Origin of the sequence: Pseudarthrobacter sp. O4 (assembly GCF_050157025.1) — a bacterium.
Lineage (GTDB): Bacteria > Actinomycetota > Actinomycetes > Actinomycetales > Micrococcaceae > Arthrobacter.
In genome coordinates, this window is record NZ_CP189591.1 from 3,078,159 (window position 1) to 3,104,803 (window position 26,645).

The window sequence follows — 26,645 nt, forward strand, 5'->3', positions numbered from 1 at the left end:
CGAGGCCCTACCCCGCGGCGGCGGCGAAGGCGCCGGCCGGCTGCGGTTCGGCCGGCCCATACCCCGGCGTCCGCGGTGCTTCCAGCTCGCGGTCGAAGCAGCGCTGGAAGTACTCGGCGATGACCGGCTGTTCGGCTTCGTCGCACTTGTTGACGAAGGACAGCTGGAACGCCTTGCCCGGGTCGCCGAAGATCTCGATGTTCTCGGCCCAGGTGATCACGGTGCGCGGGGACATCAGGGTGGACAGGTCCCCCACCCGGAAGCCGTCCCGGGTCAGCTTGGCCACGGCCACCATGGAGGCCACCAGCTTGCGGCCGGCCGGGTGGTCCATCTCCGGAACCCGCGCCAGCACGATCCCGATCTCGTCCTCCGCCGGGGGATGGTTCAGGGCCGCAACAATGTTCCAGCGGTCGATCTGGGCGTGGTTGAGCCGCTGGACGCCGTGGTACATGCCGTTGAGGTTCCCCAGTCCCACGGTGTTGGCCGTGGCAAAGAGCCGGAAGCCGGGGTGCACGTCCAGGACCCTGTTCTGGTCGAGCAGTGTCAGCTTGCCGTCACGCTCCAGGAGCCGCTGAATCACGAACATCACGTCCGGCCGCCCGGCGTCGTACTCGTCCAGGATCAGGGCCACAGGCCGCTGGATGGCCCAGGGGACGATACCCTCCTGGAACTCGGTGATCTGCTTGCCGTCCTTGAGGACCACGGTGTCGCGCCCCACGAGGTCCAGCCGGCTGATATGGCCGTCCAGGTTGACGCGCACGCACGGCCAGTTCAGCCGTGCGGCCACCTGCTCGATGTGCGTTGACTTCCCCGTCCCGTGGAGCCCTTGGAGCAGCATCCGCCGGTTCCGGGTGAAGGCGGCCAGGATGGCCAGCGTGACGTCGTGGTTGAACCGGTATGCCGGGTCAACCTCGGGGACGTGCTCCTCGGCATCCCGGAACGCGGCCACCTTGAGGTCCGAGTCGAGGTTGAACACCTCGCGGACAGAGACCATCTCATCGGGCATCAGGCGTGTCAACTGCTCCACAGCTGGTCCTCCGCCGCGTCAGCGCTGCCCGAGCCGGTGCCGCCCGTGCCGGCCGGGCTGCCGCCGTCGACGGCTGCTTCCCCGGTGCCGGCACCGGACTCGGCCTCAATCCTGCCGAGCTCCGCCGCGGCACGCTGCAGGGCGGGGAGTAGCTTCAGCCCTTTCTCCGGAGTGAGCCGCATGACGGGCGCCTGGACGGCGACACAGAGATTGGACACGGCGTTGGTGGTGGGCACCAGCACTGCGACGCAGACCATGCCCGGCAGGAATTCCTCGTCGTCGATGGCATAGCCGTCCCTGCGGACGCGCTGGAGTTCCTCCTCGATCAGCTCGGGGTCCGTCACGGTCTTGTTCGTGTAGCGCTCCAGCGGTGCGGCGGCAATGAGCCGCTTGCGCTGGGCCGGGCTGAGCTGGGAGAGGATCATCTTCCCGCTGGCCGAGCAGTGGACCGGAACCCTGGACCCAGGCTGCAGCGTGATCCGGAGCGGTTCGGAGGTTTCGATGCGGTCCAGGTAGACCACCTCGCTGCCGGACACAGCCGTCACGTTGCAGCTCTCGCCCAGTTCCGCGACCAGATTGCGCAGCACCGCGCGGCGCGCGCCGTGGTGCATGTCGTTAATCAGCAGGTCCTCGGCCATGCGCCGCAGGCGGACCCCGGTGCCGTAGTGCCGGCCGTTGTTTTCGCGGATCAGCAGGCCGGCGCTTTCCAGCTGCTGCAGCATGCGGTGCAGGGTGGGCTTGGGGGTGCCCGTTTCCTCCACCAGCCCCTGGAGCGTGAAGAGCTGGTCCTTCGTGGCGATCAGTTCCAGCAGCGAGAACAGCCGCATGGTGGGCGTCTCCCCGAGCAACTCCGTCGGTGCCTGCACGCCTGGGTCACCAAGCCTGTGAATCTCAGCCATTTGTTGTCCTCCACTGCTCAAGCCGCACTGTTTTTGGCATCTATTTCAAGAATATCGTACGTCTAGTTCCAAATATTTGAAATACCTGTTGACCTTGCGGCGCTTTTGTCATAATCTCGGCATCAGCACCAAAACAGGAACGTTTTGTTCCATTTTTTATATATCTAGCGTATCTAGGCGAAGTCCTGGAGGAGGAGTCATCATGAGCCAAGACACCGTCGAAACCTCATTCGTTGCCGACGACGGCGCGGAAGAAGCGCTCGTCACGGAGGCATCTGAGGCACAGGGCGATGGCGCCCCGGCCAAGGCCGCACGTGAAGTAGTCAAGGGCCTGCAGAAGATGACGCCGTCGGAGGCCTTCGTGGAGACCCTGGTCGCCAATGACGTCACCGATATTTTCGGCATCATGGGCTCGGCATTCATGGACGCGATGGACATCTTCGCTCCCGCCGGCATCCGTCTGGTCCCGGTGGTCCACGAACAGGGCGCAGCCCACATGGCCGACGGCTATGCCCGTGCCAGCGGCCGCCACGGCGTGGTCATCGGCCAGAACGGCCCCGGCATCAGCAACTGCGTCACCGGCATCGCCGCCGCCTTCTGGGCCCACAGCCCGGTGGTCATCGTGACGCCGGAAGCCGGTACGACGGGCATCGGCCTGGGCGGCTTCCAGGAAGCCAAGCAGCTGCCCATGTTCCAGGAATTCACCAAGTACCAGGGCCACGTGACGCACCCGGCCCGCATGGCAGAATTCACCAGCCGCTGCTTCGACCGCGCCATGTCCGAAAACGGGCCCACCCAGCTGAACATCCCGCGTGACTACTTCTACGGCGAGATCACCGCCGAAATCCCGCAGCCGCGCCGCGTGGACCGCGGTGCCGGCGGCACCAAGAGCCTGGACGAGGCCGCAGCGCTGCTCGCCACCGCCAAGTTCCCGGTGATCGTCTCCGGCGGCGGTGTGGTCATGGCCGACGGCGTCGAGGAATGCAAGGCGCTCGCCGAGCGTCTGGGCGCCCCGGTGGTCAACAGCTACCAGCACAACGACTCCTTCCCGGCCAGCCACCCGCTCTGGGCCGGACCGCTCGGCTACCAGGGATCCAAGGCAGGCATGAAGCTCATCTCCCAGGCCGACGTCGTCATCGCCCTTGGCACTCGCCTGGGCCCGTTCGGCACCCTGCCGCAGTACGGCCAGGCCTACTGGCCCACCGAAGCCAAGATCATCCAGATCGACGCCGACCACACCATGCTCGGCCTGGTCAAGAAGATCAGCGTCGGCATTTGCGGCGACGCCAAGGCCGTCGCCCTCGAACTGAGCAAGCGCCTGGACCAGCTGACGCTTGCTTGCGACGCCACCAAGGCCGAGCGTGCCGCCACGATCAAGGCTGAGAAGGAAAGCTGGGAAGAGGAGCTGACCGCGTGGACTCATGAGACGGATGAGTACAGCCTGGACATGCTTGAGGAGCACAAGAACGAGGAAGGCAACTGGCTGTCCCCGCGCCAGGTGCTGCGCGAGCTGGAAAAGGCGATGCCGGAGAACGTCATGATCTCCACCGACATCGGAAACATCAACTCCGTGGCCCACAGCTACCTCAGGTTCGAGAAGCCGCGCAGCTTCTTCGCCCCGATGAGCTTCGGCAACTGCGGCTATGCGTTGCCGACCATGATCGGCGCCAAGGCCGCGGCCATGGACCGTCCCGCAGTGGCATACGCCGGCGACGGCGCATGGGCCATGAGCATGGGCGAAGTCCTGACCGCGGTCCGGCACGACATCCCGGTCACGGCCATCGTCTTCCGCAACCGCCAGTGGGGTGCGGAGAAGAAGAACCAGGTGGAGTTCTACAACCGCCGCTTCGTGGCCGGCGAACTCGACAACGAGAACGAGAGCTTCGCCGCCATGGCCCAGACCATGGGTGCCGAAGGCATCGTGGTCGACCGGCTCGACGAGGTCGGTCCCGCCCTCAAGCGCGCGCTCGCCGCCCAGATGGAAGAAGGCAAGACCACAGTCATCGAGATCATGTGCACCCGTGAACTGGGCGATCCCTTCCGCCGCGATGCCCTCGCCAAGCCGATCCGCATGCTCGAGAAGTACAAGGACTACGTCTAAATCCTGATTTCGTTTCCGGTTTTACCCTTGCGGAGGTCTTCCTTGTGGAGGCCTCCGCAGGCCTTCTTCTCTTCCAGACCCGGCCGCCACCGGGCCAGACTTCTCGGCCCGACCCATAGAAAAGGACGCTCATGAGTATCCAGTCAACGACCAACTCCCGGACCTCGCAGCAGGCGCTTGACGCAATCGCCACGGTCAGCACCGGCCTGTTCATCGACGGCGAATGGGCCGAAGCGGCGTCCGGGGCCCGTTTCGACGTCGTAAATCCCGCCACTGAAGAGGTCATCGCCACGGTAGCCGACGGCGGTCCCGAAGACGCCCGCCGGGCCATCGAAACCGCCGGCCGCGTACAGAAGCAATGGGCCAAGACGTCGCCGCGCGAGCGGAGCGAGATCCTCCGCCGTGCCTACGACCTGATCACGGCCCGACAGGATGAGCTCGCTCTCATCATGACCAGCGAGATGGGCAAGCCGTTCCCGGAGGCCAGGGGCGAAGTGGCCTACGCCGCGGAGTTCTTCCGTTGGTTCTCCGAGGAGGCCGTGCGGATCGGCGGCGACCTGACCACCACCGGCGACGGCAAGAACCGCATCCTCGTCTCCAAGGAGCCAGTGGGCCCCTGCGTGCTGGTCACGCCGTGGAACTTCCCCCTGGCCATGGGCACCCGCAAGATCGGCCCGGCCATCGCGGCCGGCTGCACCATGGTGTTCAAGCCCGCCAACCTCGCCCCGCTGTCCTCCCTGGCGCTCGTGGACATCCTGATCGAGGCCGGCCTGCCCAGGGGTGTGCTCAACGTGGTCTGCACCACCAAGGCTTCGGAGGTGGTGTCGCCCTGGATGGCCAGCGGCATCGCCCGCAAAGTCAGCTTCACCGGCTCCACCGAAGTCGGCGTGCGCCTGCTCCAGCAGGCATCGCAGCACGTCATGCGCTCCTCGATGGAACTGGGCGGGAACGCCCCGTTCATCGTGTTCGAGGACGCTGACCTGGACCGTGCCGTGGACGGCGCTGTCGCCGCGAAGATGCGCAACATGGGCGAGGCCTGCACGGCAGCCAACCGGCTCTTTGTGCAGCGCCCCATCGCGGACGAATTCGCCCGACGGCTGGCCGCCCGCCTCAGTGCCCTTTCGGTGGGCGACGGAGCCGACTCCGGCACCGACGTCGGGCCCCTCGTCGAAGAGAAGGCACTCACTAAAATGCAGGAACTGGTGGACGACGCCGTGTCCAAGGGCGCCACGGTGGTGTGCGGTGGCTCCCGCCCGGACCGCCCCGGCTACTTCTACACTCCCACTGTTTTGTCCGGCGTCAGCCCGGAATCCGACCTCATGAGCCAGGAGATCTTCGGGCCCGTGGCTCCTGTAGTTCCCTTCGACACCGAAGAGGAAGTCACCCGGCTGGCCAACGACACCCCGTGGGGGCTGGTGGGCTATCTCTTCACCCAGGACGTGGACCGGGGCTTCCGCATGGGCGACGCCCTTGAAGTTGGCATGGTCGGGCTCAACACTGGAATTGTCTCCAACCCTGCGGCGCCCTTCGGCGGCATCAAGGCCTCCGGCCTGGGCCGCGAGGGTGGCCGGGTCGGGATCGAGGAATTCCTCGAGACCAAGTACATGGCTATTCCCCGCGTCTAAGCCTTGGCTAAGGCGCGGCCGGCTGCTGCCGTGGGGCTGGCAGAAGCTGGTGCCCCAGGCATACCGAGCGGACATAGCCGTATCGGCGGCTGCGATGCACCGGGTTCTGACCGGGCAGACTCCGAAGGTGGCCATGCTGTCCTTCAGCACCCGCGGCAGCGCCGTCCATCCGCACGTGGACAAAGTCAGTGCCGGAAACATCGGCTACAAGATCACCGAGCGTCTGGGCGGGGCGGTTGCGCTGGGACCCATTTTGGACGGTCTCGCCGCGCCGTTGATCTGTCCCGGGGATGCAGCGCGGAGGACATCATCTCCGTGGGTCTGCTGAGCGCCATGCAATCGCTCTCGCCGGCGGCGGCCTGAGCTTCCTGCCCCGAGGGGCGTTCCATGAGGCCTGTCCCGAAAGAAAGGAGATCCGGCCCGTATCTGGCGCATGCCGGCTCAGGGAGGATCGCAGACGACTATGACACAAGACATTGCCACATCCGCTGAAACAGGCGGCCGGGGGAGTCTTCCCCCCGGATTTCGAAGCCCGCGGCTTCCGGGGCTGGCGGTGGCCGCGGCTGCCGTCGCCGTCGCCTGGCTCATCCACTCGGCCGTCCCGGTGCTGCCGTTCCTCACGGTGTCCGTAATTCTGGGGATTCTTTCGGCGAACCTTCCCGGGATCAGTACGGCCGTGGAAGGGGTCCTTCAGCCCGGTCTGGTGCTTTCGGCCAGGCGCTTCATGCGGCTGGGCATCGTTTTGCTGGGTCTCAAACTCAGCCTCATCGATGTGGCCGCGCTGGGCTGGAAGACGCTGGGGATAGTGGTTGGTATCGTGCTGCTGACCTTTGCGGGGACACTGATGCTGGGTAAGGCACTGAAACTTCCGGGCGATCAGTCTTTGCTGCTGGCCGCAGGTTTTTCCATCTGCGGGGCCTCCGCGATCGGGGCGATGAGCGGGGTCACCAAAACGGATCACCGCGATACCGTGGTTCCCATCGCGCTCGTGACGCTGTGCGGAACGCTGGCAATTGCGGCGCTGCCAGTGCTGCAGGGGCCCCTTGGCCTGGACCCTGTTCAGTTCGGGTACTGGGTGGGGGCCAGCGTCCACGATGTGGGGCAGGTCGTGGCAACGGCGCAGACGGCCGGGGCGGCCGCCCTCGCCGGAGCGCTGATCATCAAGCTCACCCGCGTGCTGATGCTCGCGCCGATGGTTACCGGAGCCGCCCTCGTGGACCGTTACCGCCGCCGCCGGACGGCAAAGGGAGCAAAGAAGAACGGCGCAGGGGCAAACGGCGCACGGGAATCCGGCATCAAGCTCCCGCCGCTGATCCCGCTCTTCGTGGCCGGGTTCATGGCGATGATCGTTCTGCGCACACTGGGAATCCTGCCGCCCGTGGCCCTTGAGATTGCCGGCACGGTCCAGGACTTCCTGCTGGCCGCAGCCCTCTACGGGCTGGGAGCCTCGGTGCGGGTACGGTCACTGCTCCAAACCAGCGGCAAGGCAATCATCGCAGCGATGCTCTCCTGGGCCCTCATCGCGGCACTGGCATATGCCGGCGTGCAATTCATCTAGGAGCACACAAGGCCAGCTGGTCGGATACTTCTGCTGATGGGTGGTCCGTCCTCCGAGGGCGCTGTCGGCGCGTCGGCTACCGTCTTTACAACCAGCGTTCGCTGAGGCCGGTTGACCACCGATTCAGCAACATTTCGTGCCGGACTACGACCAGGTCGGCATTGCATCCGACGTCCAGCCCATAGTTCTCAAGGCCCAGAATCTGAGCACTGTTGCCAGTATCTGAGCACCGTTGTAGGTCGCCGAGTCCAATGCCAGCTCAATGTCCTTATCGCGGCGAAGGCCGCTTCGATAATCAACAAACATGGCACGTTCGAGCATGTCACCGTTGCCATATGGAGACCGTAGGTCTCGAATCCCGTCGTTTCCGCAGGCGACGTTCACGCCGCGATCGGCAAGTATCTTTAGCGGTAGCACCGGCCGGTTGAAGACGGGCGTCGGTGCGACCTTGCTATGACGGCGGCTCGGCAGCTTGGTCCAGAAGCTGGGCCAGGTGCAGCCCGCGCCGGTCCGTGAGGTCTTCCAGCTGGGTCCGGCACGAAAAGCCGTCGGCCAGAACCAGGGCATCAGGCGCCGCGGCCCGGACGGCGGGCAGCAACTGCTGTTCCGCTACGGCGACGGAAATATCGTAGTGGCCGCGCTCCACGCCGAAGTTGCCGGCAAGCCCGCAGCAACCGCCCAGTTGTTCGAGCTCGGCACCAGCCTCCTTGAGTAACTCCGCATCCGGACTCCAGCCCATCACCGCATGGTGATGGCAGTGCGGCTGCGCCACCACGGACTGTCCGGCCAGCGACGGCGGGGTGTAGTTCGGGAGGGTGCCGAGGTACTCGGCCAGGGTGCGGGTCGCGTTGGCGACCGGCAGCGCGGCGTCCGCCCCCAGCAGTTCGAGTGCGTCTGAGCGGAGGACGGCCGTGCAGGAAGGTTCCACGCCCACGATCGGCGTGCCTGCCTCCGCCGCGGCGGTGAGCGTCTCCACCGTCCGGCCAAGTATTTTGCGGGCGCTGTCCAGCTGCCCGGTTGAGATCCAGGTCAGACCGCAACACAGCGGCTCCGCGGGGATATCGACCGTCACCCCGGCCGCCTCCAGCACCCTGACGGCGGCCTGCCCGATTTCCGGCGAGAAGTAATTGGTGAAGGAATCGACCCACAGCAGTACGGTGCGCTGCCTTTCTCCGGCCGGTTCCGAACGCGAGTTAAACCAGGCGTGGAACGTCTGCGGCGCGAATTCCGGGATGCTGCGCCGGCTGTCCACGCCGGCAAATCGCAGGCTCAGTGGACCCAGGCCGGGAAGCCGCATCATGGCGTTGACCAGCCGCGGTGCCTTGGAGGCCAGCGCTGCCCATCGCGGCAGCCAGCCGAGGGTGTAATGCGCCATAGGGCGCAGACGGCCCTTGTAGCTCTGGTGCAGGACCTCGGCCTTGTAGGCGGCCATGTCCACCCCGGTGGGACAATCCGAGGCGCAGCCTTTGCACGAGAGGCAGAGATCCAGAGCATCATGGACTTCCGGTGCCCGCCAGTTTGCGCCGCCTTTGCTGATCATCTCCTGCAGGACCCGGGCGCGCCCGCGGGTCGAATCTTTCTCTTCCCTGGTGGCCAGAAAGGAAGGACACATGACGTCGTCGCCGGTGTTATCCGCCCGGCACTTGCCGACGCCGGTGCACCGGTGCACGGCCTGGCTGAAATCGCCCTTGTCATCGTGGTAGGCCCATGCCAGGCCCTTGGTGAGGGGGTGCGCGAGAGCGACCCGCACATCCGCGTCCAACGGGCGGGGGTCAACGATCACGCCGGGGTTGAGGAGATTGTCCGGATCCAGAATGTGTTTGATGTTGGCGAACATCCGGATGGCGTCAGGGGAGTACATGTGCGGCAGCAGTTCACTCCGGGCGCGGCCGTCGCCGTGTTCGCCGGAGAGTGATCCGCCATAACTTGCCACGAGCTTGGCGGCCTCGGTCATGAATTCACGGAAAACAACCGTGCCGCCCGGGTGGTCCAGCGGCAGGTCCAGGCGGACGTGGACACAGCCGTCGCCGAAGTGGCCGTAAGGGAAACCGGTCAGCCGGTGCCGCATCAGCAGCCTGTCGAAGTCCCGCAGGTAGTTGCCGAGCTCCGCCGGGGGAACGGCCGCATCCTCCCAGCCGGAGTGGGCCGGGACGCCCGCCGGCGAGCGCCCGGCCAGGCCCGCGCCGTCCTCGCGGATCTTCCAGAGCCTGGCCGCCTGGGTCTGGTCAGTCACCACCCGGCTCTCCTTGGCCGCGTCCAGCAGCGCAAGTTTCGCTGCGCGGTCCCTCACATCGGCCGGATCATCGCCGGAGATTTCCACGAAAAGCCAGGCAGCCCCTGCCGGAAGATCCGGAACCGCGGCCGCCCCGCGCCGGTTCGCAACGACGTCGACGATCCTGCGGTCCATGCCCTCGCAGGCTGTCGGCGAGAACGGAAGCACCTGCATCACGGCGTCCCCTGCGGCACCGATGTTTTCGAACCCCAGCACCACCATCGTCTTATACCGGGCGTCGGCCACGAGCCGCACGCCGGCCTCCAGCACCACGGCCAGGGTGCCCTCGCTTCCCACCAGGGCGCGGCGCAGGTCGAAGCGACGCTCCGGCAGCAGGTGCTCGAGTGAATAGCCCGAGACCTGACGGCCGAAGCGTCCCAGCTCCGTGCGGATGGTATCCAGGCCACCTCCGACAAGGGCGCGCAGGGCGTCGGTCTGCGGCGTGGACGGGGTTCCGTCCGGACCCAGAAACAGTCGCTGCCCGGACCCTGTGACGACGTCGAGTTGGGTGACGTTGTCGCTGGTGCGCCCGTAGGCCAGGGTGCGGGAGCCACAGGCGTTGTTGCCGATCATTCCGCCGATCGTGCACCGCGTGTGCGTCGACGGATCGGGCCCGAACCGTAGCCCCTGGGCCAGTGCCGCCTTCTGCAGCGTCGCGTGGACGGTTCCGGGTTCGACGACGGCGGTGCGGGCCTCATGGTCGAGTGACAGCACCTTGTTCATATTCCGGCTGAAGTCAAGGATGACGCCGGTGCCCACGGCGTTGCCGGCAACTGAGGTTCCTGCGCCTCTTGCGGTAAGGGGGATTCCGCGGTCCCGGCACGCTTCCATCGCGGCCAGGACCTCGTCCGTGCTCCTGGGGAACACCACGACGGAGGGTTCCACCCGGTACAGCGAGGCATCGGAAGAGTAGGCGGCCCTGGAGAGGGCGTCGTCCCGGACGTCTGCGATGCCGCGCGAGCGCAGCAAGGAGGCCAGCGAACGGGGTGCCTGCAGCGAAGTAACCATGACTAACATGTTACAGGCCACATAGTGGAGAATGTCCAGAGAGTTAGGCTAAAACATGCCACGTACCCACATGCAGATGACCCCGATCGTCACCAACGCGCCCTCCTTGACCGAGCGCGCCATCGAAGCCGTGCGGGATGCCATCAGGGAAGGAACCCTGGTTCCGGGGGAGCTGTACTCGGTCTACACCTTGGCCGAAAACCTAGGGGTTTCCCGAAGCCCGGTACGGGACGCCCTGTTGCGGCTGGCCGAGACCGGCGTGGTGCGGTTCGAACGTAACCGCGGGTTCCGCGTGATCATGCCCGGACCGGAGGAACTGGTGGAGATCTTTGCCGTCCGCCTGGCGCTGGAAGTCCCGGCGGCCGGGCGGGCGGCGCGGGCGGCGGTCAGTGACCGCGAAGCGCTGCGTGCCGCGAGCGCGGAACTGCAAGACGCCGTCGACGCCGATGACGAAGCGCTGTTCATGTTGCGCGACCAGCGATTGCACGGATTGATCCTGGCACTGGCCGGTAATAATCTGGTGCGCCAGACCATCGAGAACCTCCGGGACGCGATCCGCCTCGTGGGCGCCTCCACCGCGGAGAAGTCCCGCACGCTGCAGGGCATCCACGCGGAGCACACGCCGATTGTCCAGGCCATCCTGGCCGGCGACGGGCCCGGTGCGGCAGTCGCGATGGCCGTGCATCTGCGGGAAACCGGCCGCTTGCTGACGCGGGAGGCTGCGCGTCAGGAGGGGGAAGGTCGGGACGCCGACGCACTGTGGGCTGCCCTCATCGACTGACCGGCTACGTTCCGCCGGAAAAGACGGAGTGCGGGGCGCCGGCTGACAGGCGCCCGCGCCCAAGACGCTATCTGACCGGAGCGGCAACCAATGGTTCGTCCGATGCGACCGCTACGGCGGCGTCGTCCGCTTCCGTGTACATGTCACGACGACGTATGGCCATGGTGCACACGGCGCTGATGACAGTGACCGCGGCAATGTAGGCCATGATCCAGTACAAGCCGCCATCGGCTTCGCCCAGCAAGTAGACCAGTACCAGCGGCGTGAGGCCGGAGGCGAAGAGGCCGGACAGCTGGTACACCACTGAAATTCCGCTGTACCGCACCCGCGTGGGGAAGAGTTCGGAAAACAGCGAGGCCTCCGGCGCGTAGATCACCGGATAGATGATGCCTAGGACCAGAACGATAGTTCCGCCGACCACCAAGGCATTGCCGGTGCCAAGCAGCAGGAAGGCCGGCCAAGCCGCCAGTCCCAGAATGATCACGCCCACCGTATACATGTGCCGTCGGTCCACCCGGTCTGACAGCCGGCCCATGATCGGGATGAAGACCACCATGGCGGCGGCTGCGGCCATGACCGAGAGCAGAAGTGTGCCTTGGTCAAGTTTCAAGGTTCCGGTGCCGTAGGTGATGGCGAAGACGGCCCAGGTGTTGAAGGCCACGCCCTCGGCCCAGCGGGCTCCCATGCCAAGCATGATGTTGCGCCGGGATCCCCGGTTCTTCACGAGCTCTAACGCAGGGATGGTGGCGCGGGACTCGGCCTGCTGGAGTTTTTGAAAAGCCGGAGTTTCCATGACTTTCAGCCGGATGAACAGCCCAACGATCACCAGGACCGCACTGAGCAGGAAGGCTATCCGCCACCCCCACGCGAGGAACGATTCGCCGCTCATCACTGCCCCCAGGAGGGCAAAGATGCCGGTTCCCAGCATCAGGCCGAGGGCGAGCCCCACTTGCGGCAAGCTGCCGTACAGCCCGCGCTTCCCTTTGGGCGCGTACTCGACGGCCATTAGTACGGCCCCGCCCCATTCTCCGCCTACTGCCACGCCCTGAGCCAGGCGGAACACAATCAGCAGGATCGGGGCCGCGGCGCCGATCATCGCATAGGGCGGTATGACGCCGATCAGGAACGTGGCCACGCCCATGATCATCATGGTGGCCACGAGCGTCTTCTTGCGCCCCACCCGGTCGCCGATGTGGCCGAAGATGAGACCGCCCACTGGGCGGGCCACGAACCCCACGGCAAAGGACGCGAAGGCCAGGAGGGTGCCAACCAGCGGATCCTCGCTCGGGAAGTACAGCTTGTTGAAGACCAGTCCGGCCGCCATCCCGTAGAGGAAGAAGTCGTACCATTCGACCGTCGTTCCCACCACACAGGAGATGATGACCGTACGGAGATCCTTCTTGGAGATCTCAATGTCGGCGCCGCTGCGGAGCTCCGTTCCGGCACTCACAGGGACTCCCGGAAGATGCCGAGAAGGGCGTCTCTGGTGACCGGACGCGGTACCACCGCCAGTTGCCGAGTCTGCTTCATGGTGCCGTCCACGAGTTCATCCAGATCAGCCTCGGTGTAGCCGAAGCTGCGAAGGCCCGCGGGCATCCCGATGTCAGTCATGAGTTCGGACAGCACCTGGGCCAGGGCGTCAGCGCCGTCGGTGGCGGTGAACGTCTGACCGCTCAACAGCTCAGCGGCGCGAAGATGGCGGGCCGGATCGCCGTCGTAGGTCCAGCGGAAGACGGCTGCCGCCGTTGAGGAAACCGCCTGGCCGTGCGGGACCATGGGCATCTCCGGGTATCCCTCGGCGCGGTAGTTCTTCACAGCGCCTGCGACGGGATAAGCGTTGGCGTGCGGCAGGTGGGTGCCGGCGTTGCCAAACCCGGTGCCAGCGGAGGTCGAGGCCAGCGCCATCTGGTAGCGGGCTTCGAGGTCGGTTCCGTCATGGACGGCCCGGCGAAGGAACTTACCAACCAGCCGGAGTGCCTGCTCGCACCAGACGTCACTGATGGGGTTTGAACCGCAGAACGCCGGCCGCTTGCTGGGGTCCACCGGGGCCGGCTTGGAGTCGAAGGGGACGCAGGTGTAGCTCTCCAGCGCGTGTGAAAGCACGTCCATGCCGCTCGCGGCGGTGACCTGGCTGGGCAGCGTGAGAGTGGTCAAAGGATCGACGACGGCCAGTACCGGCCGCAGCTTCGCGTGGCTGATGCCGGCCTTGAGGTGGAGGCCCAGAAAGTCGATGACGCAGATGGTGGTGGACTCGGAGCCGGTTCCGGCCGTCGTCGGAACTGCAATGAGCGGCTTCAGCGGAAGCCACGGCGCCTTGCCGCCGCCGATCGGCGGGGTGACGAAATCCAGCAGTTCGCCCGGGTGGGTGGTCAGCAGGTTGACTGCCTTGGCGGTGTCGATCGCGGATCCGCCGCCGATGGCAATGTAGCAGTCCCATTCCCGCTGGCGGGCGTGGGCTACGGCCTCGTTGATGCTGTCGTCCGTGGGTTCGATAGATACCCGGTCAAACACCTCGCATTTGATGCGGGAAGCCAGCAGGATCTGCTGGACCCGCTCGGGAATGCCCGTATTACGCACACCCGGATCGGTGATGATCAGGCATGAGGAGGCTCCAAGCGCGGCCACCTCGAATCCGATCTCTTCCAGTGCGCCATTCCCGAAGTTCAGCGGGGGCGCAGCCCATGTGAAAACTGTTTCGGTGGAGTTAGGAGCGTTCATGACTGACCTCTTTGTCGTCGCTATGTGTGGAGGCTCCCCACATAATGGATTCACTGTAGTGCCGTCCATTGCAGATGTGAAGTACCTCATACCGCAAAGGGGCAGCATTAAGTGTTGTGATGCGCCCGCGATTGCAGGCAGGGAGCGGGTGAAGAACGCCGTGCGCGTCAGGTGGGGCGGGCAGGAGCCCGGCGGCGAAGTGTTCCCCGCTTAGCGGGAAGTGGTCCGGTTGACAGGGACGAACCAGGCCGCTTCTGCAGCAATCTGGACAGCGCGTTCGCCGAGTTCGCGGACGCGTCCCTTAGGCATTCGGACTGCCGGTACCTGTACTACCAGTGCGGCCTGGGCATTCCCCGCGCTGTCAAGGATCGGAGCGCCGACGCTGCGGACGCCGTCGACGTTTTCCTGTTCGTCAATGCTGTAGCCGCGCTTCCGGACCGCGGCAATCGCCTGTTCCAGCTCCTGCGGTGTTTCCAGTGTGTGCGGGGTCAATTTCTGCAGCCGCGGCGGCAAGGCTGCCACGTAGTCTTCCCAGCGTGGCGTGAACGCCAAAATGGCTTTTCCTGAGGCGGTGGTGTGGAGCGGGAACCGCGCACCGGTCCTTTGCTCGAACCGAAGCGGCAAGGTGGACTGAACCCGGAGCATGACCACCGATTCATCGCCGTCACGGATGGACAGGTTGACCGATTCGCCGGTTTCGGCGTTGAGCTGCTCAAGCAGCGGCAGCATCTTATCGATCCCGAAGCCGCGCTGTGCCGCCTGGCCCAGCAGGACGGTCCCGCTGCCGAGGTAGTAGCAGTCGGTCCGTGGGTTGCGGGCGATGAAATCCTCGGCCACGAGCGCCCTGATGATCCGGTTCGCGGTGCCGGAGGAGAGGCCAACTGCGTTGGCAATTTCCGCGCCGCTGAGCTCGCCGGTGGCCGAACCGAGAAGCTTGAGTACGCTGAGCGCCCGGCCCACTGCTTGTGTCCCGGCGGGCGCATGATCAGTCATTGCGCCAGTCTACCGGCGCTACGCCCGCGCGACCGTTCCGCCGGCAGTGCCCCCTGGGCCGCCGTCGTAATCCTCGATGGCTCCCTGCCCGAGCAGGATCTTTGCTTCCTCGCCGACCACTGCCAGACCCTCCGCAATTGAGCGCAAGGGAATGGCGCCAAAACCAATCCTGAAGCAATTCCGCGGTGCGTCCGGCTGGATGAAATAAATATCGCCCCGTTCAATGAGCACTCCGCGCTTTTCTACGCGGCGGACCAACTCCAGGGCATCCAGCCCGGGCGGCCCCTCCACCCAAAGACTGACGCCGCCGGGCGGGTAGCTGCCCTGATCCCAGGGCAGATATTGTGCCGAGAGGCTGCTGACCATCTCCCAGCGGGACTTCATCTGCCGGCGGTGGCGCCGCAACGCACGGTGATAGTCCCCGCTGTCAATCATCAGAGCGAGCGCCCGCTGTAAATGGCCTGGCGGATGGCGGACCTGGTAACGGCGCACCTTTCTTAGTTCGCGGATCAACTCAGCCGGGCCGACCAAAAACCCCAGCCGCAAACCGGGTGACAGGAACTTGGAGAACGTACCCAGGTACAGGACGTCGCCGGTGGAGTCCAGCGCCTTCAGCGCGGGACTGGGGCTGCCTTCGTAGCGGAACTCGCTGTCGTAGTCGTCCTCGATGACCACCGTCCCGGAGGCGGCGGCAAGGTTGAGCAGACGACGGCGGCGTTCCATGCTCAGCGTGACGTTGGTGGGGTGGTGGTGGCTGGGGGTGACGTAGAGCAGTGCGGTGCCGCTGAGTGTCTCCGGGAGGCAGAGCCCGTCCCGGTCGACGTCGATCCCGTAGACCTGGGCGCCGGTGCGCAGGAAGATGTGGCGCGCGTCCAGATAGCCGGGGTTCTCGATGCCCACGCGATGGTGGGGGCCCAGCAGGGTCCTGGCCAGCAGGTCCAGTCCCTGCTGGGATCCGACGGTGATCAGGATTTCGTCCGGCCCGGCCTCAATGCCGCGTGCCGGAAGGATCTGGCGCCGGATCATCTCTACCAGCATGGGGTCGTCGGCACCCACGCTGTCCTGGAGGCTGGCGAAACGGTGGGGCTGGTACAGGGCTTCCCGCAGGCTCCGGACCCAGGCGGTGGCGGGGAAGCTGTGGACATCCACCTGGCCGGCCACGAACGGGTACGGGTACTTGTACCAGTCGGCCGTTTTCTCCACCTCGGGGACGCCTTCGTCGGCGTAGCGGCGCATCCGGGAGGACCAGTCGATCATTGATTCCGTTGCCGGCGCCTCGACTGCCGCCGCGGCCAGCATTTCAGGGTTCACGAAGATACCGCGGCGCTCGTGGCTCAGCACCAGCCCCTCCGTGAGCAATTCCTGGTAGGCCAGGTTAATGGTGTTGCGTGAGACCTTGAGCTCGGCGGCCAGCTCCCGGGAGCTGGGGAGCCGCCGGCGCGCATCGAAGATGCCCACGGCGATTCCATGCTCGATGACGCGGCGGACCTGCCGGTACAGCGGCTCGCTGGAACTGCGGTCAATCTCTATGAGTGTCCGTGGCACGTGTCGCCTCCCAAGTAGCGCGATGAAGTATCAGGACCGAACGAAGCGAGGGAGTTCAGCATGAACTCCCTCGCCAAGAATTCCTCTTTGACTTTAGCTAAATGCCACAGCATCCACTGAATCCATGACATCGATGCCGTGGGCTGCGCCGACGGCGGCGTTGGTCAGCTGACCGCCGAGGGTGCTGAGGCCGGAGCGCAGCGCTGCGTTTTCGGCCACGGCCCGCTCGACGCCCTTGTCGGCGATCTGCAGCACGTACGGCAGCGTGACGTTGGTCAGGGCGTAGGTGGAGGTGTGGGGGACGGCGCCCGGCATGTTGGCCACGCAGTAGAAGACCGAGCCGTGCACGCGGAAGGTGGGTTCCTGGTGCGTGGTCGGGTGCGAGTCCTCGAAGCAGCCGCCCTGGTCGATGGCGATGTCCACAAGGACGCTGCCGGGCTTCATGCGGGAGACCAGTTCATTGGAGATGATCTTCGGGGCCTTGGCGCCGGGGACCAGGACGGCGCCGATGACCAGGTCCGCCTGGATGACTTCCTGCTCGATGGCGAGCTGGTTGGCGGCGAGCGTGCGGACGCGGCCCTGGTACATGCGGTCTGCGGCGCGCAGCTTGTCCACGTTCTTGTCGAACAGGACCACGTCGGCCCACATGCCGGCGGCCACGGCGACGGCGTTCATGCCGGAGACGCCGGCGCCGATGATGACCACGCGGGCCGGTGCGACGCCGGAGACGCCGCCGATCAGCACGCCGCGGCCGCCCTCGGGGCGGGTCAGGCACTGGGCGCCCACCAAGGGAGCCAGCCGGCCGGCCACTTCGCTCATGGGGAACAGCAGCGGCAGGGAGCCGTCCTCAAGCTGTACCGTTTCGTAGGCGATGGAGGTGCTACCGGCGTCCAGCAGCGCCCGGGTGCAGGCTTCGTCGGCTGCCAGGTGCAGGTACGTGAAGATCGTCAGATCCGGACGCATGCGGCGGTATTCCTCGGCGATCGGCTCCTTGACCTTAAGCAGCAGATCAGCCGTGGCCCAGACCTCGTCGGCCGTCTGGAGGATGCTGGCTCCCGCCACCGTGTACGCATCGTCGGCGATGGACGAGCCTATCCCTGCGCCGGCCTCGATGAACACCTCATGCCCGTGGGCAACCAGCTCATGGACGCCCGCAGGCGTGACGGCCACTCGGTATTCGTGGGACTTGATTTCCTTCGGGATGCCGATCTTCATTGGGACCTCCGTGTTGTTGATGGGTGCTGTCAGATAAGTCCGCTGTGCGGGCTGCGCAGCATTATCGAAGTATGGGCCGGGCCCGGATGGGACCAGAAGGGCCAGAAGAGTTCCAACTGAAGGGACCAAACTGGTCCCATCAGACGGCGCCCATGTGGCACTGACGCCCGCCGGAACCCGCGCCTAGGCTTTCGATCATCGCTACTCACCTCGACAAAAAGGAGATGATCGTGGACGCCACCACACTCAGGGCCCAGGCCCGACGACACCTCGGACCCCATTTCACCCGCAAGGACACCTGGGACAGCGAGTTCCCCATTTTTGTTCGTGGCGAAGGCAGCTACCTCATCGACACAGAGGGGGGCCGCTATCTGGACGGCCTCGCCGGCCTCTTCTGCGTGAACATGGGCCACGGCCGCAAGGACATCGCCAAGGCAGCCAGCGAACAGATCAGCACCCTGGCCTACGCCTCCAACTGGGGCTCGGCGCACCCGCCGGCCATCGAGGCCGCCGCCCTCATCGCGGACCTGGCCCCCGGCGACCTGGGTACCACGTTCTTCGTCAACTCCGGCTCCGAAGCCGTGGAGACGGCCCTGAAGTTTGCCCGCCAGTACTTCCGCAGCCAGGGCCAGCCGCAGCGCACCAAGGTCATCAGCCGCGACATGGCCTACCACGGCACCACCATGGGCGCCCTGTCGATCACGCAGCTGCCCAAGATCAAGGACCCGTTCGGCGAACTCCTGCCGGGCATCCGCAGCGTCCCGAACACCCTCGGCTTCACCGGCGACTGCGGCCCGGTCACCGAACTCGACTGCTTCCGAGCCATTGAGCGTGTGGTCCTCGAAGAGGGCCCCGAAACCGTTGCGGCGATCTTTGCCGAACCGGTCCAGAACGGCCGCGGAGCCCTCGTGGCACCGGACGGATATTGGCCGGCACTGCGCGCCCTGTGCGACAAGTACGGGATCCTCCTGGTCTCCGACGAAGTCATCTGCTCCTTCGGCCGGCTCGGCCACTTCTTCGGCTACGGCGTCACCGGCGTCGTCCCGGACATGGTCACCTTCGCCAAGGGCTCCACCTCCGGCTACGCACCCCTGGGCGGCCTGATCGTCCGTGAACAGCTGGTCCAGGAGCTGTTCAACTCCTCCACGGGCGGAGTCTTCACCCACGGCGCCACTTGGGGCGGGCACCCGGTGTCCACCGCCGTCGCGGTCGCCAACATCACCGCCATGCGGGACGAAAACGTCCTGGGGAACGTCCAGGAACAGGGCCCCAAGATCAGGGAGGCGCTGGAATCCCTGAAATCCTCGCACCGCTGCGTCAAGGCGGTCCGGGGCACCGGCTTCTTCTACGCGATCGAACTCATGGCGGACAGCTTCAGCGGCCGCGAACTGACCGAGGCCGAGTCGCTGAAGGTCCTGCGCGAAGTCCTGCCCGAGTCCTTCAAGCGGACCAAGGTGATCCTGCGCGGAGACGACCGCGGCGCCACCATGATCATGATCTCCCCGCCGCTCGTGGCCGACGCCGAGGTCCTGTCCGCGTTGCTGCACGGCGTGGACGGCATGCTCAACGACGTCGAAAAGGCCATCCAGCCTTAAAGCCGCGGCTCCCGGTTTCCCCCTGCGGAGACCTCCCTGACGGGGGTCTCCGCAGGGTTCGATATGAGAGGCAAGACGATGGCGACGGCGGTTACTAACAAGCGGGGATCGCAGGCAGCGCGGCCCGCGGGGAGCGCAGTGTTTGAGCGCTGGCGACAGGAACTGTCCGGCCGCGGCCGGGTGGTGGGATTCGCCGACGGCGAGGACGCACGTGCCGTCCGCGCCGCCAGTATGCTGGCGGCCGAAGGGATTCTCCAGCCCCGGCTGATCGGCAGGAACGACGAAATCCGGCGGCTGGCCGCCGGGCTGGGCTGTGCCCTGCCCGGGGATGCCATCCTCGACGTCGGTGCGCTGGCCCGCGACAGCGCGGTCGCCGCGCTGATCGGCGAGGCCTATGCCCGCAAACCCCGGCAGCTGCCCCAGGCCCAACAGGAGCCTGTCCATGTTGCCGCGGCCGCGTTGCGGGCCGGGTACCTTGATGCCTGCGTGGCAGGGGCGGGCGCTCCCACAGCCCTGGTGCTCCGTGCCGCGCTGCGTGTGGTGGGATTGGCTGCCGGCTGCACCACCCTGAGCAGCTCATTCCTGATGCTCCTTCCCGACGGCGGGGAACTGACGTTCGGCGATTGCGCCGTCGTGCCGGATCCGTCCGCGGAACAGCTGGCGGACATCGCCGCTTCGGCGGCGGCCTCGCACCAGGCGCTGACCGGGCAGACTCCGAAGGTGGCCATGCTGTCCTTCAGCACCCGCGGCAGCGCCGTTCATCCGCACGTGGACAAGGTCAGGGCCGCGATGGGGATCCTGCGGACCCGTCACCCGCTGCTGCAAGTGGACGGCGAGCTGCAGTTCGACGCTGCCCTTGTCCCCACGATCGGTGCGTCGAAGGCGCCCGGCTCGGAGGTCGCAGGCCAGGCGAATGTCCTGGTGTTCCCCAGCCTGGATGCCGGGAACATCGGCTACAAGATCACCGAACGCCTCGGCGGAGCCGTCGCCGTGGGCCCCATCCTGCAGGGCCTGGCCGCACCCTTGAACGATCTGTCCCGGGGCTGCAGCGCGGAGGACATCGCCTCCGTGGGCCTGCTGAGCGCCATGCAGTCGCTCTCCGCCGCCGCTGCCACCGGCCGGCCCGGGCTTCCGCCCTCAGCGGCCTGAGCATCCGGCCACCGTTTCAATTGCTGCCTCGAAAGAAAGGAGATCCGGCCTGGGCCTGGCGCGTGCCGGCTCCGGATGGATCGCAGACCACCATGACACAAGACGTTGCCACACCCGTAGGAAGCGACAAGCAGGGTGGACTTCTTTCCCGGGGCCTGCGGTACAAGCGGCTGCCCGGGCTCGCGCTGGCAGCCGCCGCCGTCGCCGCCGCGTGGCTCATCCACGCGGCCGTGCCGGTGCTGCCCTTCCTCACGGTGGCCGTCATCCTGGGCATCCTCTCCGCGAACCTGCCCGGGATCAGCACGGCAGTTGAAGGAGTCATGCAGCCCGGGCTGGTGCTGGCCGCGAAGAGGTTCATGCGGCTCGGCATCGTGCTGCTCGGCCTGAAGCTCAGCCTCATTGACGTGGCCGAGCTCGGCTGGGCGACGCTGGGGATCGTGGTGGGCATCGTCCTGCTGACCTTTGTGGGGACACTGCTGCTGGGCAAGGCCCTGAAACTTCCGGGCGACCAGCCCTTGCTCCTGGCCGCAGGCTTTTCCATCTGCGGCGCCTCCGCCATCGGCGCCATGAGCGGGGTGACCAAGACGGACCACCGCGGCACCGTCGTCCCCATCGCGCTCGTGACATTGTGCGGAACGCTTGCCATTGCCGTGCTGCCCGCCCTCAAGGGTCCTCTCGGCCTGGACGATGTCCAGTTCGGGCACTGGGTGGGGGCCGGGGTCCATGATGTGGGGCAGGTTGTGGCGACCGCGCAGACGGCCGGTGCCACCGCCCTGGCCGGAGCGCTGATCATCAAGCTCACCCGAGTCCTGATGCTTGCCCCGATGGTCACCGGAGCCGCGCTGGTGCAGCGTTACCGCAGCCGGGCGGCGGCCAACGGCACCGAAAAAAGCAACCTGAAGTTCCCGCCGCTGATCCCGCTCTTCGTGGCCGGATTCATGGCGATGATCGTGCTGCGGACGCTGGGAATCCTGCCGCATGCGGCCCTGCAAGTTGCCGCCATCGCCCAGGATCTTCTGCTGGCCGCAGCCCTCTTCGGACTGGGGGCATCGGTGCAGATGCGGTCCCTGCTGCACACCAGCGGCAGGGCCATTGTCGCCGCTATGCTCTCGTGGGGCCTCATCGGAGTACTCGCCTATGTGGGAGTGCAACTTATCTAGGAGTGGACGCCATGACCACCACGGAACTCATCATTTCGGCGTTCGTTGTTGCCATCGCCGTAGTGGCACACCGGTGCACGGGATCACCCGCCAGCACTATCCAGGCGGAGGTTTTCAGCTGAGGCAACGTATCCGGCTACGCGGAGGTATGAGACGAGTCAACGCCGTCCCTATGCGGCGTTCCGGCACAGACGTAGACTGCTGGCGTACAACGGCAACGACGTCGGGAGAAGGACATGAGCTATTCAGGGACCGGTAACGAGAAGGCCGTCGCAGCAAGCGATCTTAACCGTACACACGTCGGACTGACCGTGAGCTTCCAGCCGGACGAATTCACCGTGGTATTCGGCCGGATCGGCGCGATTGCGCGCAAGGAGGGCGGAGTCACCATCGCGCTGGAAGGGGTGGACGGTACGGGCGGTCTTCCAGCCCACTACAGCTTTCCTCCGACCCAGCAGGTCTACGTTCAGCCGGACATGCTCACCAACACAGAGTCAACCATCAAGGATTTGTTCGGCAAGGTGCAGGACAACCTGCGCGGCCATAAGGGCGATCACCGGCCTGAAAACGTGTAAGGCCCGCGCCAAGCCCCAGCCCCGGCAAGGCAAAGGTCCTTGGTGCCCTGGTAAGCAATGGGAACCAGGGGTCTTTCCGTTGCGTTGACGGCTTCTCCAGGCTTGGCTGATGCCCTGTATCTGGCTCCGTCCGCGCCCTACAATTGAGGCCTCGGCGTTATCGAGAAACTCATCAGGACGGTTGAGGATCAGCGAACGGGGAACACGTTGCTATCTTTCCAGCAGAAAAATCCTGACCGCAGCATATCCAGGAAGACGAGGACTGCCACCACCGCATCGGTCCTCATGTTTGCCGTCGGAACCTCCGTGCTCGGTGCCGCACCGTCAAACGCGGCGAGCACCACTACCGTCACAGTCGCTTCGTACAACGTCGACTCGGCCTGGCGCGAGGTGTCACAGCCCGAAATCCCTCGTTGGGATTCACGCGTTTTCGGCGTCAAGAATGTCATCAACACGGTAAAGCCTGATGTGATTGGCATCCAGGAAGCGCCGAACATCACGGTTGGGCGGCGCCAATACACGCAGGCATCAGACATTCGGCGGATGACGGGTTACGCCATGTACCAGCCTGCCAACGGCACGGCGGAACCGATCCCTATCATGTGGCGTGCGGGGTTGTTCAAACTGACTGCTTCCAGCTACAAAGTTTTCGAGTTCAAGCCGTATCCGGACTACGGTCGCGCGATGACCTGGGTCAAGCTGAAGTCCCGGGCGACAGGCAGAGAGTTCTTCGTCTTCAACACCCACTTTGAGGTCGGCGTTGGCGGGCAGGCTGCCCGCAACTCCGAAGCAGCAAAGCTCGCCGCCGAGATCAAGCGGGTCAACCCCGGCGGGTTGCCGGCCTTCGTGACTGGAGACTTCAACGACCCTTCGAGTATCTCGGCCCCGCACGCAATCCAGCTCAACGCCATCGGCTACGCGGACAGTTACGGGCTCACGGCTGCAAGGATGCACCCTGAATTCAACACCTACAACGACTACAGGCGTCCGGCCGTCGGTGACTACCGCATTGATCAGGTGTACGTCGGTGCTGCCAACGGCATCATGGTCCAGTACTGGGAGAACTGGACGCCGTCTGGCAATCAGATCGTCGGTGGACGACCGCCGTCCGACCACAACCTGATCTACACCACCGCCACGTTCCAGTAGCCGCAAAGCGCGCTCCCGTGACTGAACGACTCAGTAGAAGGCGCCTACTTCGATGAGTTATCAACGATGGAGACGCCTTCTCCATTCGCGGGCATCCTCATGGCGGCCGATGCCACCAACCGGGCCGTTCCTCGGCGAGCCGATCGACGTGAGCCTGAAGATTGTCGACTTCGAAGGACAACGAGGGTCGCCGGCGGGGAGGACCGGCATTATTCCGCGAAAAAAATCAGAGCATTGCCACGCGGCGGTCGTCGGCTCGTCGAGATGCCTTGGAACCCGAGGGATTCGGGACATCGAACAAAAATTCGATGCTTCATTGCGGGAGACGACCCCTCACCCTAGAAATATCTGCCCGTAGGGCTACTGACGCGAATTCCCAATTCCAATCAGGGCTGTCGGGGACGTGCGCCCATTGGTCGTCTAGGTACGCAAGGACGGTCTCAGCCCGGTCAACCCTCTGACGAAGGTCAAAGGCATCGCGCACATTGACCCGCACGTCAGCGTCCAAAATTGAGATGTCGACTGAGACCGCGTCCAGGTAGGTGAACTTGTCTATGAGAGTTTTGTAGCTGTAAGCACCCACGGTTGTGATGCGAAATACCTCGTCCGAAACGGCTTTGCCGTACTTTCGAGTTGAATCCACTAGGCGGAAACGCAGGGCGTATTCCAGGCAGTCCGCTACCTCCAACGCCTCATATCCGAGCGCTTGCAAGTAGCGGTAAATCTCGCTTGCCGCAACGTACCCATGATCGACATCAAGTTCGCCGGCCTTCTGAATGTGGGCAAGACAAAGAGGCAAGACGAAGTGCTCTTTGGGGTCTCTACGTGTTAGCCGGAATAAATTCGGAACGGGGGAGGAATCTGGATCGTAATACCTGTTGTCTCCGAACATGATGGACCGGAGGAACTCGTGGTCAGGAATGGTGTACCGACCGGAACGCTGTTGCATTTCGATGATCTTCTGCGTGTTGATGTGGCCGCTACCGACGAAGTCCGTAACGAATTGAAGGGCCATCCGCATGTTACCCCCGGCCAGATTGTCGACTAGTCGCACGAACGGATCATTGGCTTTGAGATTATCCGAAAGTATCTGAAGGAAAAGCTCCAGCGTTTCACTGTCAACTTGAATTCCAGTCGGAAACGAATTTAGACGTCCCGAATCGCGCAACTGCCTGAGAGCAAAATCGATGCGACGCCGCAACATGACATCGGTACGCGGCGGCGAAATCGTGAAAACTCGGGGGTGGTAGCCGGAAATTGCCCCCTCTCTTTCAGAGGTATAGAAAGTCTCCGGGCGGAGTGCAACGAAGACAGTGGCTGGCCAAGTGCGAGCAAGTTCATTCGCGATCAGGAACACCTCGTTCTGGTCCTGGCTGCTGCGCTGGTCAACGTTGTCCAGGAATATGACGATTTGGCGCCGCCAAGATGATCCAATCCATTCAAAAGCCTTGCGAAGGTAGTTAGATCTGTCGCTTAGTTCCTGCTGGAGGAACTGAATACGCGACGTCTGATAAGCCACGTTATCGATGTCTTTGAGATAGCCCGCCGGGGACTCGTCGAACAGGCGCAGCTCACTTTTCAGAGCTCTTTCAGCAAATTTCAAGCCCATGACATTGGTCTCATATTTGTCGCGGAGTTGATTGACGCACGCATCCAAGACATGCTCCGATAGTGATTTCAGAGTCGATGAGGCCCCAAAATCGACATAGAGGCTGATGCTTTCACCCAGCACTTCCTTGGCATCGACATGAATCAGGCGTTCGATGAAGGTGCTCTTCCCGGATCCAACATCTCCGAGAAGGATAACCGGCCTATTAGACAGCGCCGCCTGCATCACATCGGACGTGAAGCCTGCTGTCACGCCCCGTCGACCGCTGGCTTCTTGGACAGAGGCGTTTCCTACCTCGGACAACAATTCGTACCGAGTGGACAGGATTTGCTTACTGACTTCGGCATATTGCGACAGGGCCCCGCTCGACGCGTAGCACTCTCGTAAGAACTCCTCTTGCAATCCTTCAAGATCTTCTAGATCGCCGAGAAAAAGGTCGCTAAGAATTTGGAGCCCGGTCTGAAGATCGTTTCTACGTTGACTGCCTGGGTAATCATTGAGCCTGAAGGCCAGCGGGTCGGGAGGAAAGGGAACTGAAGATTGGAGGGTTTGGTGTAGGACTCTGTTCGCGACTCCCTCCGGTGACAGGTTGTTCCAAAGAATGAGTAGATCATCGAGAAGTGCACTACTGCTGGCAAAAACCAGTGCTCGTCCTTTTAGCGGGGCCAATCCATCAGTCCGAGAAGCAAAAAAAACCACCAATTGGTATCCGTTGAAAGCGCACGCGATTGGAACCCCTCGCTCTTGGGCATAACGTGAGGCCTGCTCGAGGGCTTTTTGCAGATTCTTTCCAGCGGCAGAGCCTGATACGAGTGCGGGAATTGACATCACCGCAGAAGTCGCACCGTGCGGTAGCTCAAAGTGGACACCGACTCGTTTTGCTTCCAGGACAAATTGTGCTCCTGCGCTTCCAACGCAGTAATCCATGTAGCCACTCTCTGTGTGCAGCTCATTCTGAACGGCGGAGGCTGGCCACTGAAGGACATCTGTGATAAGCGTGTTTATGACCCTGAACCGCGTATCGGCTTCGTTTACATCCTCGGTTCGTGCCTGCTCAATAATCGGCGCCAAAGCGCTCATCGCAAGGAAGGCTTGGTCAAAATTTTCCATAGACTGAACGGTACCTGTGAGGACCAACTATTTCTGTCCTGACATGAAACATACTGTACCGACCTATCAGTGAAGAGCCGAGGGGCACACGGCGCGTTGGGCAGACGTCTATGCGGCGCTGGTGCGCGGCGAGTTCGGTGATGAGGCGAGCGACATTCTCATTGACGTCGATTGGCTCCATCGCCGAGCCTGGATGAGTCCTACCGAGCGATTGCTCAGGGGACTTCGCGTTGTAGACGCCTTACTCGGCTCAGTGGTAGCGAGACCTATGCGAGCTGTAGCCCCTTCTAGCCCAACGTGCTGGAAGATCACTGGAGCGTGCCTGCGGTAGTTCGCCTCAATACGCATGACAGGAGCCTCGATGTCGGCCTAGCTGTGTGACGGACCAGCGACTCGGCCGTCTCGGTGAGCGAGTCAATTGTGAGCTGCGCATTGCTCCTCGGCGCTATCGGCGAAGAGCACCCGGGAAATGTTTGTTACCGCTGCGTTACTGCGGGACGAATTCCAGACAAAGCAAAAGGCCCTGCTTCCCTTTGTTTACAAGGGAAGCAGGGCC

General features: G+C 64.4%; 19 protein-coding genes. 10 read left to right on the forward strand and 9 right to left on the reverse strand.

The features are described 5' to 3' along the window. Positions 1-7: 7 nt before the first annotated feature. Both ACQCSU_RS14400 and ACQCSU_RS14405 read right to left on the reverse strand, forming a co-directional pair. The gene (locus ACQCSU_RS14400) at positions 8-1,027 is read right to left on the reverse strand and encodes an AAA family ATPase (RefSeq protein WP_426975967.1); all 1,020 of its coding nucleotides are present in this window, start codon (positions 1,025-1,027) and stop codon (positions 8-10) included. Next, positions 1,015-1,926, reverse strand: a complete 912-nt coding sequence (locus ACQCSU_RS14405) for an IclR family transcriptional regulator (RefSeq protein WP_426975968.1) — start codon at positions 1,924-1,926, stop codon at positions 1,015-1,017. Before ACQCSU_RS14405 ends, ACQCSU_RS14400 begins: the two co-directional genes overlap by 13 nt. A 202-nt stretch (positions 1,927-2,128) precedes the next feature. Between ACQCSU_RS14405 and xsc the strand changes: the two genes are divergently transcribed. The 4 genes from xsc (at position 2,129) to ACQCSU_RS14425 (ending at position 7,210) form a co-directional block, all read left to right on the forward strand. Further along, positions 2,129-4,027, forward strand: a complete 1,899-nt coding sequence (gene xsc, locus ACQCSU_RS14410; RefSeq protein ID WP_426975969.1) for a sulfoacetaldehyde acetyltransferase — start codon at positions 2,129-2,131, stop codon at positions 4,025-4,027. Between the two features lie 131 nt (positions 4,028-4,158). Beyond that, positions 4,159-5,652: an NAD-dependent succinate-semialdehyde dehydrogenase gene (locus tag ACQCSU_RS14415; RefSeq protein WP_426975970.1), complete on the forward strand. Its 1,494-nt coding sequence runs from the start codon at positions 4,159-4,161 to the stop codon at positions 5,650-5,652. Between the two features lie 94 nt (positions 5,653-5,746). Then, entirely contained in the window at positions 5,747-5,980 is a 234-nt protein-coding gene (locus ACQCSU_RS14420; protein WP_426975971.1) for a phosphate acyltransferase, read from the forward strand. A 135-nt stretch (positions 5,981-6,115) separates the two neighbouring features. Next, positions 6,116-7,210, forward strand: coding sequence for a YeiH family protein (locus ACQCSU_RS14425; RefSeq protein WP_426975972.1), 1,095 nt, complete (start codon positions 6,116-6,118; stop codon positions 7,208-7,210). A 451-nt stretch (positions 7,211-7,661) separates the two neighbouring features. Here the strand turns inward: ACQCSU_RS14425 and ACQCSU_RS14430 are convergent, their stop codons facing one another. Beyond that, positions 7,662-10,490: an FAD-binding and (Fe-S)-binding domain-containing protein gene (locus tag ACQCSU_RS14430; protein ID WP_426975973.1), complete on the reverse strand. Its 2,829-nt coding sequence runs from the start codon at positions 10,488-10,490 to the stop codon at positions 7,662-7,664. Positions 10,491-10,545: 55 nt separating this feature from the next. Here ACQCSU_RS14430 and ACQCSU_RS14435 point away from each other — a divergent pair, with 55 nt between their 5' ends. Continuing rightward, positions 10,546-11,271, forward strand: coding sequence for a GntR family transcriptional regulator (locus ACQCSU_RS14435; RefSeq protein WP_426975974.1), 726 nt, complete (start codon positions 10,546-10,548; stop codon positions 11,269-11,271). A 67-nt stretch (positions 11,272-11,338) separates the two neighbouring features. On the opposite strand, the gene ACQCSU_RS14440 is transcribed toward ACQCSU_RS14435, so the two are convergent. The 5 genes from ACQCSU_RS14440 to ald all read right to left on the reverse strand — a co-directional run bounded on the left by ACQCSU_RS14440 (position 11,339) and on the right by ald (position 17,742). Further along, positions 11,339-12,721 carry an MFS transporter gene (locus tag ACQCSU_RS14440; protein ID WP_426975975.1) on the reverse strand — a complete coding sequence of 461 codons (1,383 nt, stop codon included), beginning with the start codon at positions 12,719-12,721 and terminating at the stop codon, positions 11,339-11,341. Then, a complete protein-coding gene (locus ACQCSU_RS14445) occupies positions 12,718-13,989 on the reverse strand; it encodes a hydroxyacid-oxoacid transhydrogenase (protein ID WP_426975976.1) in 1,272 nt (423 codons plus the stop codon). The genes ACQCSU_RS14440 and ACQCSU_RS14445 overlap by 4 nt, the downstream gene beginning before the upstream one ends. Positions 13,990-14,199: 210 nt before the next feature. Then, a complete protein-coding gene (locus tag ACQCSU_RS14450) occupies positions 14,200-14,982 on the reverse strand; it encodes an IclR family transcriptional regulator (RefSeq protein WP_426975977.1) in 783 nt (260 codons plus the stop codon). Positions 14,983-15,000: 18 nt separating this feature from the next. After that, complete coding sequence (locus tag ACQCSU_RS14455) at positions 15,001-16,527, reverse strand: PLP-dependent aminotransferase family protein (RefSeq protein ID WP_426975978.1); 1,527 nt, start codon at positions 16,525-16,527, stop codon at positions 15,001-15,003. A 93-nt stretch (positions 16,528-16,620) separates the two neighbouring features. Continuing rightward, complete coding sequence (gene ald, locus ACQCSU_RS14460) at positions 16,621-17,742, reverse strand: alanine dehydrogenase (RefSeq protein ID WP_426975979.1); 1,122 nt, start codon at positions 17,740-17,742, stop codon at positions 16,621-16,623. Positions 17,743-17,972: 230 nt separating this feature from the next. Here ald and ACQCSU_RS14465 point away from each other — a divergent pair, with 230 nt between their 5' ends. From ACQCSU_RS14465 to ACQCSU_RS14485, 5 genes are all read left to right on the forward strand, one after another. Continuing rightward, entirely contained in the window at positions 17,973-19,337 is a 1,365-nt protein-coding gene (locus ACQCSU_RS14465) for an aspartate aminotransferase family protein (RefSeq protein ID WP_426975980.1), read from the forward strand. Positions 19,338-19,400: 63 nt separating this feature from the next. Further along, entirely contained in the window at positions 19,401-20,486 is a 1,086-nt protein-coding gene (locus tag ACQCSU_RS14470; protein WP_426975981.1) for a phosphotransacetylase, read from the forward strand. A 92-nt stretch (positions 20,487-20,578) separates the two neighbouring features. Continuing rightward, positions 20,579-21,646, forward strand: a complete 1,068-nt coding sequence (locus tag ACQCSU_RS14475; protein ID WP_426975982.1) for a YeiH family protein — start codon at positions 20,579-20,581, stop codon at positions 21,644-21,646. A gap of 236 nt (positions 21,647-21,882) precedes the next feature. Beyond that, positions 21,883-22,221 (forward strand): hypothetical protein, encoded by a 339-nt coding sequence (locus ACQCSU_RS14480; RefSeq protein WP_426975983.1) that lies wholly within the window; start codon positions 21,883-21,885, stop codon positions 22,219-22,221. A 285-nt stretch (positions 22,222-22,506) separates the two neighbouring features. Then, entirely contained in the window at positions 22,507-23,370 is an 864-nt protein-coding gene (locus tag ACQCSU_RS14485; protein WP_426975984.1) for an endonuclease/exonuclease/phosphatase family protein, read from the forward strand. A gap of 313 nt (positions 23,371-23,683) precedes the next feature. Here ACQCSU_RS14485 and ACQCSU_RS14490 read toward each other — a convergent pair whose 3' ends face one another. Continuing rightward, positions 23,684-26,089: a hypothetical protein gene (locus tag ACQCSU_RS14490; protein ID WP_426975985.1), complete on the reverse strand. Its 2,406-nt coding sequence runs from the start codon at positions 26,087-26,089 to the stop codon at positions 23,684-23,686. Positions 26,090-26,645 lie beyond the last annotated feature (556 nt).

Bases quoted from the DNA above. Each gene is read 5' to 3' on its own strand.
- ACQCSU_RS14435 (WP_426975974.1), top strand. From the start codon at position 10,546: ATGCCACGTACCCACATGCAGATGACCCCGATCGTCACCAACGCGCCC.
- ACQCSU_RS14485 (WP_426975984.1), top strand. From the start codon at position 22,507: ATGTTTGCCGTCGGAACCTCCGTGCTCGGTGCCGCACCGTCAAACGCG.
- ACQCSU_RS14445 (WP_426975976.1), bottom strand. From the start codon at position 13,989: ATGAACGCTCCTAACTCCACCGAAACAGTTTTCACATGGGCTGCGCCC.
- ACQCSU_RS14480 (WP_426975983.1), top strand. From the start codon at position 21,883: ATGAGCTATTCAGGGACCGGTAACGAGAAGGCCGTCGCAGCAAGCGAT.
- ACQCSU_RS14430 (WP_426975973.1), bottom strand. From the start codon at position 10,490: ATGGTTACTTCGCTGCAGGCACCCCGTTCGCTGGCCTCCTTGCTGCGC.
- ACQCSU_RS14490 (WP_426975985.1), bottom strand. From the start codon at position 26,089: ATGGAAAATTTTGACCAAGCCTTCCTTGCGATGAGCGCTTTGGCGCCG.
- ACQCSU_RS14470 (WP_426975981.1), top strand. From the start codon at position 19,401: ATGAGAGGCAAGACGATGGCGACGGCGGTTACTAACAAGCGGGGATCG.
- ACQCSU_RS14405 (WP_426975968.1), bottom strand. From the start codon at position 1,926: ATGGCTGAGATTCACAGGCTTGGTGACCCAGGCGTGCAGGCACCGACG.
- ACQCSU_RS14425 (WP_426975972.1), top strand. From the start codon at position 6,116: ATGACACAAGACATTGCCACATCCGCTGAAACAGGCGGCCGGGGGAGT.
- ACQCSU_RS14450 (WP_426975977.1), bottom strand. From the start codon at position 14,982: ATGACTGATCATGCGCCCGCCGGGACACAAGCAGTGGGCCGGGCGCTC.
- ald (WP_426975979.1), bottom strand. From the start codon at position 17,742: ATGAAGATCGGCATCCCGAAGGAAATCAAGTCCCACGAATACCGAGTG.
- xsc (WP_426975969.1), top strand. From the start codon at position 2,129: ATGAGCCAAGACACCGTCGAAACCTCATTCGTTGCCGACGACGGCGCG.
- ACQCSU_RS14420 (WP_426975971.1), top strand. From the start codon at position 5,747: ATGCACCGGGTTCTGACCGGGCAGACTCCGAAGGTGGCCATGCTGTCC.
- ACQCSU_RS14475 (WP_426975982.1), top strand. From the start codon at position 20,579: ATGACACAAGACGTTGCCACACCCGTAGGAAGCGACAAGCAGGGTGGA.
- ACQCSU_RS14415 (WP_426975970.1), top strand. From the start codon at position 4,159: ATGAGTATCCAGTCAACGACCAACTCCCGGACCTCGCAGCAGGCGCTT.